18 protein-coding genes and 1 pseudogene are annotated in these 15,541 nt (G+C 37.5%); 16 read left to right on the plus strand and 3 right to left on the minus strand.

All coding sequences use genetic code 11. The annotated features are described in order from the left end of the window. Positions 1-28: 28 nt before the first annotated feature. A complete protein-coding gene (locus FM107_RS11660; protein WP_256959487.1) occupies positions 29-745 on the minus strand; it encodes an IS4 family transposase in 717 nt (238 codons plus the stop codon). 663 nt (positions 746-1,408) lie between these two features. On the opposite strand from FM107_RS11660, the gene FM107_RS11665 reads away from it, so the two are divergent. Further along, a complete protein-coding gene (locus FM107_RS11665) occupies positions 1,409-2,179 on the plus strand; it encodes a DUF4382 domain-containing protein (protein ID WP_086948692.1) in 771 nt (256 codons plus the stop codon). A 313-nt stretch (positions 2,180-2,492) separates the two neighbouring features. Here FM107_RS11665 and FM107_RS20225 read toward each other — a convergent pair whose 3' ends face one another. Both FM107_RS20225 and FM107_RS11680 read right to left on the minus strand, forming a co-directional pair. Further along, positions 2,493-2,768 (minus strand): DUF2798 domain-containing protein, encoded by a 276-nt coding sequence (locus FM107_RS20225; protein WP_086948694.1) that lies wholly within the window; start codon positions 2,766-2,768, stop codon positions 2,493-2,495. Then, positions 2,710-3,477 (minus strand): hypothetical protein, encoded by a 768-nt coding sequence (locus FM107_RS11680; RefSeq protein WP_086948695.1) that lies wholly within the window; start codon positions 3,475-3,477, stop codon positions 2,710-2,712. The genes FM107_RS20225 and FM107_RS11680 overlap by 59 nt, the downstream gene beginning before the upstream one ends. Before the next feature lie 154 nt (positions 3,478-3,631). Between FM107_RS11680 and FM107_RS11685 the strand changes: the two genes are divergently transcribed. From FM107_RS11685 to FM107_RS11760, 15 genes and pseudogenes are all read left to right on the plus strand, one after another. Next, positions 3,632-4,009 carry a helix-turn-helix domain-containing protein gene (locus FM107_RS11685; RefSeq protein ID WP_086948696.1) on the plus strand — a complete coding sequence of 126 codons (378 nt, stop codon included), beginning with the start codon at positions 3,632-3,634 and terminating at the stop codon, positions 4,007-4,009. A gap of 57 nt (positions 4,010-4,066) precedes the next feature. After that, a complete protein-coding gene (locus tag FM107_RS11690) occupies positions 4,067-4,588 on the plus strand; it encodes a Crp/Fnr family transcriptional regulator (protein ID WP_086948697.1) in 522 nt (173 codons plus the stop codon). A gap of 85 nt (positions 4,589-4,673) precedes the next feature. Continuing rightward, positions 4,674-5,264, plus strand: a complete 591-nt coding sequence (locus tag FM107_RS11695) for an NAD(P)H-dependent oxidoreductase (protein WP_086948698.1) — start codon at positions 4,674-4,676, stop codon at positions 5,262-5,264. Between the two features lie 14 nt (positions 5,265-5,278). Next, positions 5,279-5,758 carry a DUF4405 domain-containing protein gene (locus FM107_RS11700; RefSeq protein WP_086948699.1) on the plus strand — a complete coding sequence of 160 codons (480 nt, stop codon included), beginning with the start codon at positions 5,279-5,281 and terminating at the stop codon, positions 5,756-5,758. 492 nt (positions 5,759-6,250) lie between these two features. Continuing rightward, entirely contained in the window at positions 6,251-7,177 is a 927-nt protein-coding gene (locus FM107_RS11705) for a sensor histidine kinase (protein WP_256959489.1), read from the plus strand. Beyond that, positions 7,174-7,929, plus strand: a complete 756-nt coding sequence (locus FM107_RS11710) for a LytTR family DNA-binding domain-containing protein (protein ID WP_086948700.1) — start codon at positions 7,174-7,176, stop codon at positions 7,927-7,929. The genes FM107_RS11705 and FM107_RS11710 overlap by 4 nt, the downstream gene beginning before the upstream one ends. Before the next feature lie 150 nt (positions 7,930-8,079). Next, positions 8,080-8,697: a porin family protein gene (locus FM107_RS11715; RefSeq protein ID WP_086948701.1), complete on the plus strand. Its 618-nt coding sequence runs from the start codon at positions 8,080-8,082 to the stop codon at positions 8,695-8,697. A 530-nt stretch (positions 8,698-9,227) separates the two neighbouring features. Next, on the plus strand, positions 9,228-10,145 hold the full coding sequence (locus FM107_RS11725) for a DUF6268 family outer membrane beta-barrel protein (RefSeq protein WP_086948703.1): 918 nt from the start codon (positions 9,228-9,230) through the stop codon (positions 10,143-10,145). A gap of 2 nt (positions 10,146-10,147) precedes the next feature. Further along, on the plus strand, positions 10,148-11,026 hold the full coding sequence (locus FM107_RS11730) for a lysophospholipid acyltransferase family protein (RefSeq protein WP_086948704.1): 879 nt from the start codon (positions 10,148-10,150) through the stop codon (positions 11,024-11,026). Positions 11,027-11,260: 234 nt separating this feature from the next. Beyond that, positions 11,261-11,428, plus strand: a pseudogene (locus FM107_RS20230) (VOC family protein); the annotation flags it as partial. Between the two features lie 501 nt (positions 11,429-11,929). Beyond that, positions 11,930-12,472 carry an AAA family ATPase gene (locus tag FM107_RS11735; RefSeq protein ID WP_086948705.1) on the plus strand — a complete coding sequence of 181 codons (543 nt, stop codon included), beginning with the start codon at positions 11,930-11,932 and terminating at the stop codon, positions 12,470-12,472. A 153-nt stretch (positions 12,473-12,625) separates the two neighbouring features. After that, positions 12,626-13,573, plus strand: a complete 948-nt coding sequence (locus tag FM107_RS11740; RefSeq protein ID WP_086948706.1) for an aldo/keto reductase — start codon at positions 12,626-12,628, stop codon at positions 13,571-13,573. 119 nt (positions 13,574-13,692) lie between these two features. Beyond that, positions 13,693-14,292, plus strand: a complete 600-nt coding sequence (locus tag FM107_RS11745) for a YceI family protein (RefSeq protein ID WP_086948707.1) — start codon at positions 13,693-13,695, stop codon at positions 14,290-14,292. Between the two features lie 296 nt (positions 14,293-14,588). Then, positions 14,589-14,984 carry an OsmC family protein gene (locus FM107_RS11755; RefSeq protein WP_086948709.1) on the plus strand — a complete coding sequence of 132 codons (396 nt, stop codon included), beginning with the start codon at positions 14,589-14,591 and terminating at the stop codon, positions 14,982-14,984. A gap of 2 nt (positions 14,985-14,986) precedes the next feature. Next, complete coding sequence (locus FM107_RS11760; RefSeq protein ID WP_086948710.1) at positions 14,987-15,475, plus strand: VOC family protein; 489 nt, start codon at positions 14,987-14,989, stop codon at positions 15,473-15,475. The last annotated feature ends 66 nt before the right edge of the window (positions 15,476-15,541 follow it).

Raw genomic sequence — 15,541 nt, forward strand, 5'->3', positions numbered from 1 at the left:
TGCAATTTGCAAAATTGAATAATCTACGTCAAGATGCACCGTAATGAGGGCTTACGTTGTTTTCGGTAACTGTAAAATCCATCGTGGTTTTGGCTCGGGTGATAAAGTACGCCCCGCAAGCGTTAATATCTTGCAATGCGGCAAAGTCGATATAGGCCTTATCCATGATATAGATCGAATCAGGTGTGGCTATTAGGCTATCTAAGACGTTACTGTCGTGATATTTGCCGTCGGTGATCATAATAAATGCCGGGATACTCCCCCTGAGATCTAATAAGGTATGCACTTTAACTGCTCCGCGTGAGTATTTACCAGGCGCCCAATTGAACAATTTGAGGCTGAGTGATATCGTTGTAGAATCCAGTGCGAACACTTCGTTCGTGATATCCACTCCCGCAATACGCTCTTTATTATACAGGGGCCTGACTTTACCGATCAGATAATTCCCGAAATCGGAGAAAATTCGATGGTCACGGCCTTCATTCGCTCTAGAGAGCGTGGACTGATTCACATACTTTCGTATTCCAAGGTGATACAGCTTGTTCTGGTGCGCTTTCAGGCATACGCAGATATCTCGGAGCGAATTACGTGAGGTCAACTGACCGAAAAACAGTTGAATAAACTGATTCCAGCAATTGAATTCCCTCGTCCTGAAATCACCGTTGTATTTTGCTACACATTTATCGAACTCGTAACGGTCAATAAACTGAAGGATTTGAGCAAAAACATACTTTCCTGAATTCATAGCCACATTTTTAGGGTGGCAAAGCTACAGATTAATTCTAATCAAAAAATCAAAGAACAAATGTAATGTTTTAATAAACAGCTACTTGTGTTGGTTTTAAAAAACTTAACGCATCACTAGTAATTCTGATATGTTAATCGTAGGGTTGACGTAACCGAAAGGATACATATACTTCGATATGAGAGAACACTAGATCAATCACTTATTGGTCCTGCGTGCAGTGGCTCCTTCTTTCCAAACTATTATACGGGCATAAACGGCCGGCCAATTTTGGTGTAGTATTCTAAAGCTATTATCGCAACGTCAGGTCTTGCGTTTTCACGTAAAAGCAAACTGTTTAAACAGTTAGATAAGGTGTTACCCAAACCGCTAAAGGAGATTGGCAGAAACGAAGAAGACGAAGTCGTTTTGCAAAATGATAATTTCAGACCACACCACGTGATATTGGGCATGCGTAAAACAAACTATGTGCTTGGAAAAAAAAGGTGTGTATATGATTAAGAATTGGATTTTTAGATCATGCTTTCATAGTACTTATGAAACCACAGATTCAATATTTATTTTTTTCTTGATTTGCGTACGACCTTGAGATTATTTTACTTTTTCTTGTAGTTTTATTATGGCATTTATTTTGTTTATTTATTTTAAATTAAAAATGTTGTTATGGAAAGAAATCTACAAATCGGAATTTTGGCAGTAGCATTAACCCTCGCAAGTTGTAGTACTAAGGATAATGGTACACCCCAAGGGACAACACCTGTCACATTGAAAATGACAGATGCCCCAGCTTATTATGATGCAATTGTTCTGAATATCGATGAAATTGAAATTCTTACGACGAACGGACGCGAAACAATTGACGTTGACGAGCATCCGTTTGATATTTTGGCGTATAGAAATGGAAGAGATACAGTTATTGCAGAACATGATGTTCCTTCTGGAATGATTCAAGAAATTCGATTAAAACTTCACGATCAGGGCAATACTATTACAATTGATGGAGTGACTTCACCACTAACAACGCCTAGTGGACAATCTTCCGGCGTGAAATTAAAAATGCAAGATGAACTTATTCCTGATATTGGTTATACATTACTTCTCGATTTTGATGCATCAAAATCAATTCATCAAACAGGAAATGGAAAGTATATGCTTAAGCCAGTGATCCGTGCAATACCTGTTGAAGTGACTGGTGCCATCAAAGGTATGGTCGGCCCCGCTGAGGCATTACCACATATATATGCGATAAATGGGACAGACACGCTAGGAACGCTAACTGATGAAACAGGAGCTTTTTATTTTCCGGGAGTGTTACAGGGTGAATACAAAGTGATTATAGAACCAACGTCCTTGGATTTTCAAACAGAGACTTTATATGATGTTAATGTTTCAAATGAAGTGGTTAGCGATATAGGTACGATTGTACTCAAATAGCCTTAACAGTTCGTCAATTCGTTCAAAAGTCCATTCATAAATCATATATGAATGGACTTTTGCTTATTATAAATAACCGCGACTTCATCAACCATTGCATTTTTTTCGGTCATTTCACTCTTCTGAATTTTGGTAAGTCCTGTAGTTTGACCAGGTTTGCTCTTGTGAAAGATGATTGTAGCATCAATATCATTGGTATAAAACTAATGCTCGCCGAAGGGGATGAGTATTTTTGATCATTTCCGAGACGCACAAACAATTTTAAATACCATAGTGGGTTCGAAAAGGTACTTGCCAGTGTAGGTCTCCAGTATTAATCTAGAATTTTACTTGTTATTTTATTTGCAAGTGGCAATAGGAGTAATACGCATGCGTATACGATCGGCAAGGAGGTAAGCCAGGATTTCGAAAGTTCGCCAATCCAATTCTCAGATGAAACCTCGCCTGTACAACTTGATAACACTGACATGACAAAAGTTGTCGGTAGAACCACAAAAAAGGTGCTGATTGTCCGGTAGCGTCTATCTTTCTTAGAATTTGCCATTATTATTTTTTCGTTTTTCAGGAACTGGTATGGTTTCAACGACATCCCAATGTTCGATAATTTTATCGTCTTCAACTCTATATAAATCGTAGAATGCAACGTTGTCTCCTTTAAAAAAACCTTCACTTAATACGAGGACAAAATTTCCCTCACCAAGCACTTTATGGATTTTATTATAAATTTGAGGTTCCCCGTCATTTTCCCATTGTTTTAGCGTATTTAAAAATTCTTGTAGCCCATCACTCATGTATGGATTATGTTGAATCAGTTCGTCTCCCCGGAAATAATTTGACGCCGAGTCGATTTGCCCATTAATAAGAACGTCTTGAACAAAGTTCCGAACCAGTACTTTATTAACCTCAGTTTTATGATGATCTTTTACCTTGGTCTTTCCATCAGTCATGGTTCGTCCACTTTTATTCCGTGTTTTTGGAGTTGTTTGGAGGTTGTCCCAATGTTCAACGCTTACGCCGTTCTCAAACCGATGTATGTCAAATGCGACCGTAGGTTCAAAAAGAAAATAATCGACGTGGACAAATCCAAAATCACCATCTTGAAATTTTCGAACCACATTGGTGTATACTTTCTCCATAGGCATTTGATCATGTAGATCCAAAATTGCTTGTAATCCTGTTGCTACATGTGGATTGTGTTGTTTATAAGAAGTAGGATTGATCAATCCTATTTCTGCTAATGTTTCAGTTTCGATGCTATTTTGGATAGCTTCAGCTTTGTCTCTATTAAATAAATCCATTTTGTAATTTTTTTTATTATTTATTATTGACAAATGTACCGCCCTTTTACATCTGAAAAAATATAGGTAAAAATATTGCTATAGGGATAATTTTATCCCTATAAGTTGTTGAAAACGAAATATGTCGTAAATTAGTTCCTTAAATTGACAAGCTATGTACGAGAAAAAAATACCGAAAGATTTTAGTTGTGGCATCAGTATTACTTTTGAGATTATTGGAGGTAAATGGAAGCCCTGCTTAATTGATTCGATCAATCAAGGAATCCGAAGACCAAGTGAACTCGCAAAGAAACATCCGCTTGCGAGCAAACGAGTTTTAACCTTACAATTGAAAGAGTTGGAGGCGTATGGTGTTGTAAGAAAAGTAATTTATCCAGTACTCCCCCCTAAGGTCGAATATTTTTTAACTGAAATAGGCGAATCTCTTTTACCACTTGTGGATATGATGGAAAATTGGGGAAGCCATTTTATGAGTGATTTTTATAAGAAACAAGAAAATATACACTCCGAAACGATTCTAAGTGAAACATAATTATATAGTACAACCGTATCGACAAATTAATAGCAAACAAAAAATCGACCATAAGCAATGATAGGGGATGGGGACAAATTCAAACATGTTTTTAAGCGAATAGAAGTTCCTGCCAAAACCATCTTATTGCAGGAGGGAGAAATTTCAAGAACAATGTTCTTTATTGAAAAAGGGTGTTTGAGGACATGGCTTAATAATGACGGTATAGATATCACTACTCAATTTTTTTTTGAAGGTGATAAAGTATCGTCTATTGAAAGCTTCATAACAAATCAACCGAGTTTATATGGGATCGAAAGTTTAGAATCTTGTATATTACAAACTATTTCTCAAAAGGATTTCCAAAATGATTTAGCACATTTACCTGAAATCAAAGAAGAAATGCAGAAACATTTGTTCAGCAGATTTTTAAGTTCTCAAAAAACATTTTATTCCTATCTTAAAAATAATCCTCAAAAACGCTACGAGGAGCTTCTTAGGGAGCATCCACATATTATCCAACGCATTCCACAACATTATATAGCATCCTATTTAGGGATTACTGCTGTTTCGTTAAGTAGAATACGAAACAGACGATAAACTCACTTTTCGATTTTTTAACAATTGTTATCGTCCGATCATGTATTGATTTCTCAATTTTGTCCTGTATTTAAACAGTGAAAAGATGAGAATAGTAATCGTGTTCAATCACCCCAATGAAGGGAGTTTTGGCAATGCAATTTTAAATGCCGTAATAAATGGGCTTAAAAGTGCAAATCACGAGGTTGATTTGATGCACCTTGACAATGATGGATTTAATCCTGTAATGTCAAAGGCAGATTTGAAAGGATTTGTGGAACACAAACCGATTGACCCACAGGTTATAGACTATAATGAGCGTTTAGAAAAGGCAAACCACCTGATTTTTATTTTTCCTATTTGGTGGGATCTGATGCCCGCAATGACGAAAGGGTTTATAGATAGGGTTCTTTTTCCCGGAGTTGCATATGACCACCATCCGCGTGGTTTTGGGTTAGTGCCGCTTTTAAAAGGCCTTAAGGGTGTTACTGTAATCACTACCATGAATAAGCCCAAAATAATGTACTCCTTGCTCATTGGCAACTTAATCAAAAAAGCCATGATAAAAAGTGTTTTCAAGACAATGGGCTACAAAAATCTTAAATGGATTAGCTACAACTTGGTAAAATCAGTCAGTCAGGAAAAGAGGGTAAAATGGCTAATGGGTGTTGAAATCAAATTTTCAAAAATTAATTAAGCAATCGGGATATTATGAAACTGAACCGAAATTATATCACTCCTTTTATTTCCTTGGTTTTCCTCGTGGTGGGAATGTCGGGCATATTTATGTTTTTCCATTTATTTGATGGCTATACGGAAGTTGTACATGAGTTGTTAGGCGTGTTTTTTATTATATGTGCCATTTTTCATATCGTACTCAATTGGAGAGCATTAAGAATACATTTTAAAAAAGGCGTCTTTATTCCCACTTTATTGGGGGTGTTAACCATATCGATTGTACTAATTATTTCAGAAAGAATATATCCACCGGTGGACTTAATGATTTTTAATAAAACGGTAAAAGCGCCTATTAACGTTGCGTTTAAGACCTTAGGTGTAAATTATGAAAGAGTAGCTGAAAAACTAAAAAATAATGGAATATCGATTCAAGAAGCAGTTACTATAGAAGACATTTGGATTAACAATCATACTAGCCCCGAGAAAGTAATTGATTTGATCATGGAGGATTGAGCTTGGTTTCTAGTTGTAACATTTCGTCCCTTCGTGATATTTTTTGTCGGATAAGTTAAATCGGCATGATTATAATATTTTTAATTGGTGTGAGAAATGAAAATGAATTTGTTAAATCAAGCTACGGCAATCCTATTTTTCCTGCAAGAAAAAGTGGAATGGAATTGTCAAGTCATATCTTTGCCTATTTCGAGATTGTAAATTAAATTCTGTTATTTGATGCCAAGGAAAATATTTGCAGTGCCAAAAAGCAATTCGCTCTAACGAATAATTTTTACGAGAAGTGAGCCGGACAATAGCACAAAAGTTAAATTCATCTCCCAAATAATGAAGTTCATCAGAAATGTTATTGATTTATCATAAACCTCAAATGAAAAATTTTATTTTTGATAAATGGTTCAAATTAGGAAAATAGGCGCCAAAAAATTGCTCATTTTTTTCTTCTCTACGTTGATTTACGCTTTGTGTCAAATGCTGTTTAGCATTGTTTTGATGAAGGAAGATTTATGGAGCAATTTTCATATTCAACTGTTGTCGCATTATATGGTAATCGTTATTATGTGTATAGCTGATTACCTTTTATTAAGGTTTCTCAATTCGTATTTACCCTATTCCAAGAATATATTATATCGCATCATGGCGGATATTACCGGTCTGATCGTAATATGCTTGATTATATTATGGATTTTCAATTACTTGATTTATGATGTCTTGTTAATTTCAGAGGATGGGTTGCCCTCTTTTGTTGTCAAATTTGCATTTGCAATGACAAATAACATTCCTATTCTACTCGCGTTTGAACTGATTTATTATTTTCAGTCCGAACAAAAAGCCATCGCTGATTCTGAAATAGCGAAACGTCAAGTGTTGCTATTTCAGCACGAGACGCTACGCGCACAGATAAACCCACATTTCTTGTTCAATTCGCTAAATGTGCTTTCTTCATTAATATATCTGAATCCGGAAAACGCCAACAAATTCACAAAAGCTCTTTCAAAAACATACCGATATGTACTTTCACTCACCCGGCAACCAGTGGTTTCTGTTATCGAAGAATTGGATGCATTGCAATCTTATATCTTTTTGATGCGGATGCGGTTTGAAAACTCTTTTACTTTTACTGTAAATAAAACATGCGATTGTGAACAGAATGTGATTATTCCTCTTACGTTGCAATTATTGATTGAAAATGCATTTAAGCATAATATCGCAACAGAAGATTCGCTGTTAGAAATTAAAATTACTATTGGCAGCAAATATATTACGGTCGAAAACAATATCCAACCCTCGATTGATATCGGTAACGGTGGAATTGGACTAAAATACATCACCAAGCAATATCAATTATACGACAAAGAGGTTATAGTTGAACATACTGAGCGCTTATTTGTTGTTAGAATTCCATACATACAGCCATGAAGTACTTGATTGTAGAAGATGAACGTTTCGCATACGAAGAAGCGAAACGTATGATAACGAAATTACGTCCCGACTATTTATTGGAGAAACAAACTAAAACAGTTATAGATACGATAGAATTTTTGAAATTGTCGACTGTAGATTTAATTCTTATGGACATCCGACTAGCGGACGGTAACTGCTTTGAGATATTCAATCATATAGAAGTATCCACTCCGGTAATCTTTACAACTGCGTATGATGAGCATGCGATTAGAGCTTTTAAATTAAATAGTGTTGATTATTTGCTCAAACCGTTTGAGGAGAATGAGTTAGAATTGGCATTAACTAAATTTGAAAATATCTTCCATAATGTATCATATGCCACTATCCCTAAGAACTTTGAACAGCTGTTGTCGGTCAAAACTAAAAACCGCTTTTTAATATCAAAAGGGGAAAACTATCATTATATCGAGACAATCGATATTGCCCATTTTTATAGTGAAGATGGTGTCGTCTTTCTCCATACATTTAAGGACTACAGGTACATTATTAATTACACGTTAGATCAATTAGAACAGCAGCTTGATGGCCGTTTGTTTTTTCGTGTGTCCCGTAATTGCATAGGGAATGTTAAAGCTATTGAAAATGTTGCAAAATACTTCAATAGCCGTCTTAAACTTTCCTTTCTGCCAGAATGTCCTCATGAGGTTTTGGTAAGCCGTGTACGTGTACCGGACTTCTTAAAATGGATGGATGGAATTGTGGAATAACTATGGATTTCGAAAAACCCATCCCCTAAATAGTACATTTAAAGTGTTAGATTCTTAAGTCTATCTTTTATCCTTTTCATAATGGAATAGATCGTTGTTCTTTTGTTCACAATAAAAAAATAAATATCAAAATTTTAGAACTAAAGAAGAATGAAAAAGAACATGTTAACATTTGTTGTCGCAGTAGGTACTCTAGTTTTCTCTACTCAATTATCCGCTCAGGATAAACCCCTGACCGTTGGTGTTAAAATCGGTGCCAGTTTATCAAATTATCGCTTGAGTGGTCATATGAAAAGCTTTAATAGTAAAATGAACATAGGTGGTTCAGCCGGCCTTTTTGTGAAATATGACCTAAGTTCAAATTTTGCATTGCAAACCGGTATCGATGGATACTATAACACCACGACGCTGGAATCTAAGACGAATAGATCATCTGATAAACTCAAAACCTTCGGCGCTGAAATTCCTCTTTATGGAGTTATTCAGGGCAGGCTAGGAACCGGAAATGCGTTCGTAGGAGTAGGGCCTTACGTTGGCTATAATATCAGTGCAAAATTAGATGACGTGAACTTATTGAAAAAAAATAATGAAAAAGGAGTCGCAATGAACCATTTTGACTATGGTTTGGGAGGGATTATCGGGTACGACTTTGACAAAAGGTGGCAGATAAGTGCAAGTTATAAATTTGGTCTCGCTGATCTGCACAAAGGCGGAGGCGGTTCTATGAAAAGCAGCGGTGCATCCATCGGTATATCTTATAAATTTTAACATTCAACACAACGTATAATCATACATTGCATACCGATTTTTTGCGTATTAAAATATCACGACGCTTGAAATTCGGTATGCAATAATTTCCTGATCGTTGCTTCTACGCGCTATGTAAATCTTACAGAATAATATTGCTACAAAAAGCACTTTAACAATAGGACGACAGGTATTGTTATTTCCTGCTCTACAATTAAATAAATTAGAAAAATTAGCAACATATAAAAAATTAGTACCGATAAATTGATGGGCAGAAGAGCTTCTTTTTTTAGGTAGTTATTGCCAGATAGACATATCTAAAGAATGCACTCCAACGATTGCCGAAAAAAATTGAATTAGGTAGAGGTTTGTTGTTTGGAATGAATAAAAAAAATGGAACAAGGGTTTGGTCGATTGCATTCCATCCCTCATATTCCGCAATTCATCTTTTTGATTCTGAAGTCTATAATTTACTGCTTTCTGCCCCGCTTTAATCATCGTTGCTTTGCTTAACGAAGATAAATTATCTCAAATATAAATTTTAAAATTAAATGAAATTAAAGTCATTATTATTGACAACGTTGGTGACGTTGTTATATCTGCAGGCAAAAGCACAAGAAGTAACGTTCAAGACAGAATACATCGGGAAATCGGGTTATTACTATCTGCCTCCGGGCGAGAAACCAAAAGAGAAAATAGGTGATGCTAAAGGCTCTGCAATGGTTTACCAAGCTGCGGCTAATATCCCGTTGTCCATGAAGATGAATGAAAATAATCGTCCGACTGCATGGGGCATCGGTCTCGGAGGGTCATATGTTTCGTTGAAAAACCAAAACTTTTCGGAACAGATGGTCTCCGAAATCATGAATCTACAAGTAGGGATTTACCATTTGCGACCGTTGAATGACAGGTGGTCGATGAGGGCAAGTCTCGGGATGGGGGTATTTACGCCCACTACCGATTTTTCGAAATTAAGCTTCAAAAATGTACTGGCTAGTGGAAGTGCTGTCTTCATCCGTCATTTGAATCCAAATCTTTCGATAGGTGGAGGGGTTGCAATAAATAGTTCACTAGGCTATCCGATGGTATTTCCCGCCGTGTATGTGAATTGGAAAACTGAAGGCAAATTTGATCTGAACGTAGAACTAATAGACGGATTGGAAGTGTCGGCAGGTTATGATTTCAACGACCGATTTAAGCTCTCATACGCTCTTGAAATGAATGGTCAAGTAGCTTTATTGAAAAAAGACGGCAAGGATGTCATTTTTTCTCACCAGTATATTGTTACCGGATTTCGTCCCGAAATCAAAATTGATGAAAGGCTTTCTGTAACCGGCATGGCAGGACTCAATCTATACCGTCCTGCCTCTTACAGTGATAGAACTCTAAAAGGCGTTTTTGCATCCGATAACGATTATTTTTTTAATGTTGCACTCTATTCGTCGGTCGGCTTAAAGATGAAATTTTAACTATGAATAATCTGAAGCGAGCGCTGGGACTTATTGTATATAGGTTGGTCTACGTGGCCATTTATATGGTAAGTCTGCTGCCAATGGCATTGTTATATGCGATGGCGTCTCTTACTTTTTTCTTTGTTTACCAAATAGTTGGATATAGAAAAGAAGTTGTCATTCAGAATATTGCTCGTTCATTCCCTGAGCAGCAATATGGAGAAGTCCAAGCAATCGTGAAAAAATTCTATGTCTGCTTCGTATCCTATTTTGCTGAAATGATAAAAGGTGTTTCTGTTGACGCAAAAATACTTAACGAAAAAATAGTATTTGAAAACCTTGAGTTAGTGGATCTATACATAAAATCAGGACGTAATGTTATTGTCGCTCTTGGGCACTGCGGCAACTGGGAAGTGTTAAATTTTTTACCGCATAAAATTCAACACGACGTTTATGCAATATACAAGCCGCTAAGTTCGGGATTAGTGAATGATCTTATGATTAAAGTCCGATCTCGTTTTGGCATGAAGTTGCTTGCCGATAAGTACGCTATACGCCATATTTTAACTCAAAAAGCATTTCCGGCGGTTTATCTTTTTCTTGCCGACCAAAGTCCACGAATAAAAGAAGAGGAATACAAATTCAAATTACTAAATCAAGAGACATATATGTTTTCAGGTATGGAGAAACTAGCTCGTAAAAGTGAGGCTGCAGTTATATATCTACATATTACACTAATCTCAAAAGGAAACTATAAGGTGAGCTGCACGCCCATAAACGCTAAAGCAGAATCTACAAAAAAGGGTGAAATTACTAAAAAGTATGTCGAATTGCTCACAGAAAATATCAAAGAGGAGCCATATGGCTGGCTCTGGACGCATAAAAGATGGAAAAGATGACCTTTTGAATAATTATTACATACCCAATCTACAAGTAACCACATTAATATTTGGTACTCATACCGTCTTGATACTCCGAATTAACTACATGAACATGAAACATAAACTCGAAAGGTTGTTTCCATTTCTTTTTTTCATTCTAATCATCGGAAAAATAAATGCGCAGTAGACGTTTCACAGCCGAACTTTGGAAGGATCTATAGCCTAAACGGAGTCGTCTAGTTTTATCATGACGCTATAGGGTTAGAGGTATTGAGGGAATTTGAGAACCATATAGGTTATGACGGAGTCATGTTGGAATTACCTGACAAGACATACTGTTTAGAATTCACTCCGTATAAAGATCGAGCTCACTTGCTAGGGCCCACAAAAGAAAATTTAATGGTTTTTTTATTATGTTAATCCTTTTAATTAAACAAGCCAATGAACGACACTAAAAAACGGGAATTATTGCTGTTCAACCAGCAAACACCAATTGGAAGTATGTTAGTGAAAACCTATGAAGACCCAGAGCGTTGGAGAGTTATTATATTCAATGGTGTCTATAACCCATAATTAATTGGTCAGCGACTCGTGGAAAATTTAACATGAATTGATAAAATACCGCTCATAGCTGCTGTTGTTCTCGAGTTGGGCATTTACGGTGAAAATCTGATGTGATATAGAGGTTTATTCGTTCGACAGTCAATAAAATTTGTACCTCGTTGCTTGTCTTATTGGTTAAATTGCTATTTTTACATTAGAAGCTAATCGTTTTTTTACAAAGAGCTTTAATCAGGGTGGCGCCGTTCCAATATTTTCCTCCGCTTTTTCCACAACGACTCGTTACCTAAGCTCCAAATGCCATTTTAATAATTATTCTCGATGATTTCGTTTTCCGGAACGGAAATTAAATAGTGTAAAATGAAAGATAATTTTTATGTGATAACAGGCGGTCCAGGATCAGGAAAGACCACCTTGCTAAATGAATTGAACAAAAAAAAGTTTCAAACAATTCCAGAAGATGCTCGAAGAATTATAAAAGAACAAATTAAATTTCAGGGTCTTGGCTTGCCTTGGAAGGATAAGGTACTCTATGCAACATTAATGTTTAATGAGTCAATAAAGACATATCAAAAGATTAGAAAAGAGAATCCGTCCGGAATAATTTTCTTTGACCGTGGCGTCTTAGATACTGTTTGCTATTTCATTATGGAAAATATCCCGATTCCTAAAAAAATGGCGGTATTAATTAACGAAGTTATCTATAATAGAAAAGTCTTTGTCCTACCACCTTGGAAGGAAATTTATGAAAATGATGGTGAAAGAAAACAAAAATGGGAAGAAGCGGTAACGACTTTTGAGAGAATGAAAGAAATCTATATTCACTATGGATATAACCTTGTCGAAGTACCAGTTGGTACAATTGAAAATAGGCTGAAATTTGTTCTTGATGAAATTAGATAACCAAGGTTGGCAGTAATTCATGGTAAATGTGCTCGAAGGGCTTCAGGCCGAGATACGAGATTCCTCGGGTGCCCGCCGGGCAAGTGCGATGGGACACGCCATGGATACGGGTTTAACAAAGATAAATAAGTTACAAATTCAAAAAAATTGACAATGAAAAAGATCAAGATCGGAGAGACAAATTTAGAAGTAGCACCATTCAACTTTGGTGGTAACGTTTTTGGCTGGACCTTAGACGAAAAAAAATCCTTTGAGATATTAGATGCTTTCCTGGAAGCGGGATTTAATTTTATTGACACGGCGGACATATATTCCCACTGGGTCAATGACGGTGCTGGCGGAGAGTCCGAAACAATCATCGGTAAGTGGATTAAGGCACGAGGAAATCGCGATAAAGTAGTCATTGCAACAAAAGTTGGTGGGGCCTCAGGCGTGCATGAAACCGATGCCAGCCGAAAGCATATTTTAGAGTCAGTTGACAAATCACTACAACGACTGCAGACCGATTACATAGATTTGTATTATTTGCATTTCGATGACGAAAAAACACCCGTAGAGGAAACCCTTGGCGCTTTCGATGAGGTGATGAAAACCGGTAAAATACGCCATATTGCGGCTTCTAATATTTCCCCCGAACGCCTTCGTGAATCATTGACGTTTTCTCACCAACATAATGTAGCCAAATATCAGGCGTTACAACCGTTATACAATTTGGTGGAACGCGCAGGGTATGAAAACGATTATGCACCTATCGTTGCTGAGCATAACTTAACGGTATTCCCATATTATGCTTTAGCTTCGGGGTTCCTGAGCGGAAAATATCGTTCGGAAGCTGATTTTACCAAAAGTCCACGTGGACGAGGTGCTGCTAAATACATGAATGAAAAAGGTTTGAATGTATTAAATGCACTAGACCAGGTTGCCCAAAAACAAAATTCGGTTCCAGCAGCAGTTGCATTAGCTTGGTTATCTGCACAGCCTCATATCGGTGGGCCGGTAGCGAGCGCGACCTCGCTCGAGCAATTGCAAGAAATACTTTCGAGTACCGCGCTCGTTTTAGACAGTGCTGATTTGGACCTGTTGGAAAATGCGAGCAAATAAAACATATTACACCACTTTCTTGTTGACTATATATTCAAACCAAGCATGTTGTCATTGTCGATGGCAATACGATCGTTTACCAATAAATAAGATTTAAATTATAGTTAATAGGAGTTATTATGAATAAAATTAAAAAGACATTCCAATCATTCACCCTGTTTGTAGCGCTAACATTGCTTAGCACGACGCTTTTTGCACAATCAACGTATAAGGCAGACCCTGCGCACGCAAAAATTGCCTTCTCGACAGTTCATAATGCTATTTCGGACGTTGATGGCATATTCAATTCATTTGATGCGACAATAAAGGCTTCCAAAGCAGATTTTAGCGATGCCGTTTTCGATCTTACTGTTGATGTGAAGTCTATCGACACGGAGGTTAAAATGCGTGATGACCACTTAAAAAGTGCTGATTTCTTCGACGCGGAAAAATTCACTACCATCACTTTTAAAACCACCTCAGTAGAAAAAGACCAGGGGGAAAATCGTTACAAATTGAGCGGGGATTTGACTATACACGGGGTGACCAAAGCGCTCACGATGGATTTTTGGTACCGCGGGACAATTACCGACGCGCAAAGTGGTAACGAAATTTCAGGATTTCAGGTAACAGGTGTACTTAATCGTTTAGACTTCGGTGTTGGGACAAAAGTTCCCGAAGCTTTAGTAAGCAACGCCGTTCAAATTAAAGCCGATGGTGAATTCATCAAGCAAAAATAATTAGTAAGCGCGGGCGTGACTCTATTTCAATTCGCGCGAAATGAATAGCGGGCCTAATAGAAGGATTCACCTTTGTAGGGGAATGCTCAAGATATATACTCGGCGAATTAACTAAGTATCCGTAATCGTAAAAAAAGGCATGTTCTTTTTGACCTGTCACGGCGAAGAACAAAGTTTTCATTTTGCCGTTAGCGCAAAAAGAAAACCCGCTTCACGGAGCGCTTTGTGGAACATAAGGACCGTTATCATAGGCGTATAGACGAAAATTAACTTGTTAATAAATAGATAAACCAATTATGACAAACGTAGCGTCAATTCTTAAACAAGATCCTTACAAGGTGGAGATTACCTCGCCAACAGGGAACTGTGTCATTGCAGACGAACCGGCCGATAAGGGAGGGAAGGACCTCGGGTTTTCTCCAAAAGAGTTATTGGCATCGGCCTTAGCGGCCTGCACCAGTGCAACCGTTAAAATGTACGCCGAAAGAAAAGGCTGGGATCTGCAAGAGGTGCAGCTTGAAATAGCGCTGGAGCGAAACGACGATGAAAATAAAACGCAGATCTTTCGGAAAATGCATTTCATCGGAAATCTGGATGATTCGCAACGTATGCGGTTACGGAGAGTTGCCCAAACATGTCCTATTCACAAAATACTAACTAATCCGATCGAAATCAATACCCAATTGAAATAATTATGGACGAATATAAAATCCCAAAGCAAACACATATAGGTCACGTGCACTTAAAAGTATCGGACTTGGAACGGTCGCTAGCTTTTTACCGCGACATACTCGGCTTTGAAGTAACGACAATGTATGGCAACCAAGCGGCATTTATATCTGCGGGAGGTTACCATCATCATATAGGTTTAAATACCTGGCATAGTAAAGGTTTGCCGCCAGCGCTAACGAATAGTGTTGGCTTGTATCATACGGCAATCGTCTACCCGACACGAAGAGATCTAGCAGCAATTTACGACAGGCTTCGTAAAGCACACTATCCGATGTCTGGTGCTAGCGATCATGGCGTATCAGAAGCGTTATACCTGGATGACCCCGATGGTAATGGCGTAGAATTGTATTGGGATAGACCAAGAGATCGGTGGGAATATAACCCAGATGGAACGGTGGTGATGTATACCAAGGCGCTTGATCTGGGTAATTTGCTGCAGGAGCTAGCGTAACTACACAGCACGAAAAATACCGTAACTTCTCCTTGCCAGGTTACCATCCCGACCATTACTTGTGCG

Origin of the sequence: Sphingobacterium sp. JB170, from assembly GCF_900163865.1 — a bacterium.
GTDB lineage: Bacteria > Bacteroidota > Bacteroidia > Sphingobacteriales > Sphingobacteriaceae > Sphingobacterium.

Bases quoted from the DNA above. Each gene is read 5' to 3' on its own strand.
- FM107_RS11760 (WP_086948710.1), top strand. From the start codon at position 14,987: ATGGACGAATATAAAATCCCAAAGCAAACACATATAGGTCACGTGCAC.
- FM107_RS20225 (WP_086948694.1), bottom strand. From the start codon at position 2,768: ATGTCGTTGAAACCATACCAGTTCCTGAAAAACGAAAAAATAATAATG.
- FM107_RS11690 (WP_086948697.1), top strand. From the start codon at position 4,067: ATGATAGGGGATGGGGACAAATTCAAACATGTTTTTAAGCGAATAGAA.
- FM107_RS11665 (WP_086948692.1), top strand. From the start codon at position 1,409: ATGGAAAGAAATCTACAAATCGGAATTTTGGCAGTAGCATTAACCCTC.
- FM107_RS11695 (WP_086948698.1), top strand. From the start codon at position 4,674: ATGAGAATAGTAATCGTGTTCAATCACCCCAATGAAGGGAGTTTTGGC.
- FM107_RS11740 (WP_086948706.1), top strand. From the start codon at position 12,626: ATGAAAAAGATCAAGATCGGAGAGACAAATTTAGAAGTAGCACCATTC.
- FM107_RS11685 (WP_086948696.1), top strand. From the start codon at position 3,632: ATGTACGAGAAAAAAATACCGAAAGATTTTAGTTGTGGCATCAGTATT.
- FM107_RS11745 (WP_086948707.1), top strand. From the start codon at position 13,693: ATGAATAAAATTAAAAAGACATTCCAATCATTCACCCTGTTTGTAGCG.
- FM107_RS11705 (WP_256959489.1), top strand. From the start codon at position 6,251: ATGAAGGAAGATTTATGGAGCAATTTTCATATTCAACTGTTGTCGCAT.
- FM107_RS11680 (WP_086948695.1), bottom strand. From the start codon at position 3,477: ATGGATTTATTTAATAGAGACAAAGCTGAAGCTATCCAAAATAGCATC.
- FM107_RS11725 (WP_086948703.1), top strand. From the start codon at position 9,228: ATGAAATTAAAGTCATTATTATTGACAACGTTGGTGACGTTGTTATAT.
- FM107_RS11710 (WP_086948700.1), top strand. From the start codon at position 7,174: ATGAAGTACTTGATTGTAGAAGATGAACGTTTCGCATACGAAGAAGCG.
- FM107_RS11715 (WP_086948701.1), top strand. From the start codon at position 8,080: ATGAAAAAGAACATGTTAACATTTGTTGTCGCAGTAGGTACTCTAGTT.
- FM107_RS11660 (WP_256959487.1), bottom strand. From the start codon at position 745: ATGAATTCAGGAAAGTATGTTTTTGCTCAAATCCTTCAGTTTATTGAC.
- FM107_RS11730 (WP_086948704.1), top strand. From the start codon at position 10,148: ATGAATAATCTGAAGCGAGCGCTGGGACTTATTGTATATAGGTTGGTC.
- FM107_RS11735 (WP_086948705.1), top strand. From the start codon at position 11,930: ATGAAAGATAATTTTTATGTGATAACAGGCGGTCCAGGATCAGGAAAG.
- FM107_RS11700 (WP_086948699.1), top strand. From the start codon at position 5,279: ATGAAACTGAACCGAAATTATATCACTCCTTTTATTTCCTTGGTTTTC.
- FM107_RS11755 (WP_086948709.1), top strand. From the start codon at position 14,589: ATGACAAACGTAGCGTCAATTCTTAAACAAGATCCTTACAAGGTGGAG.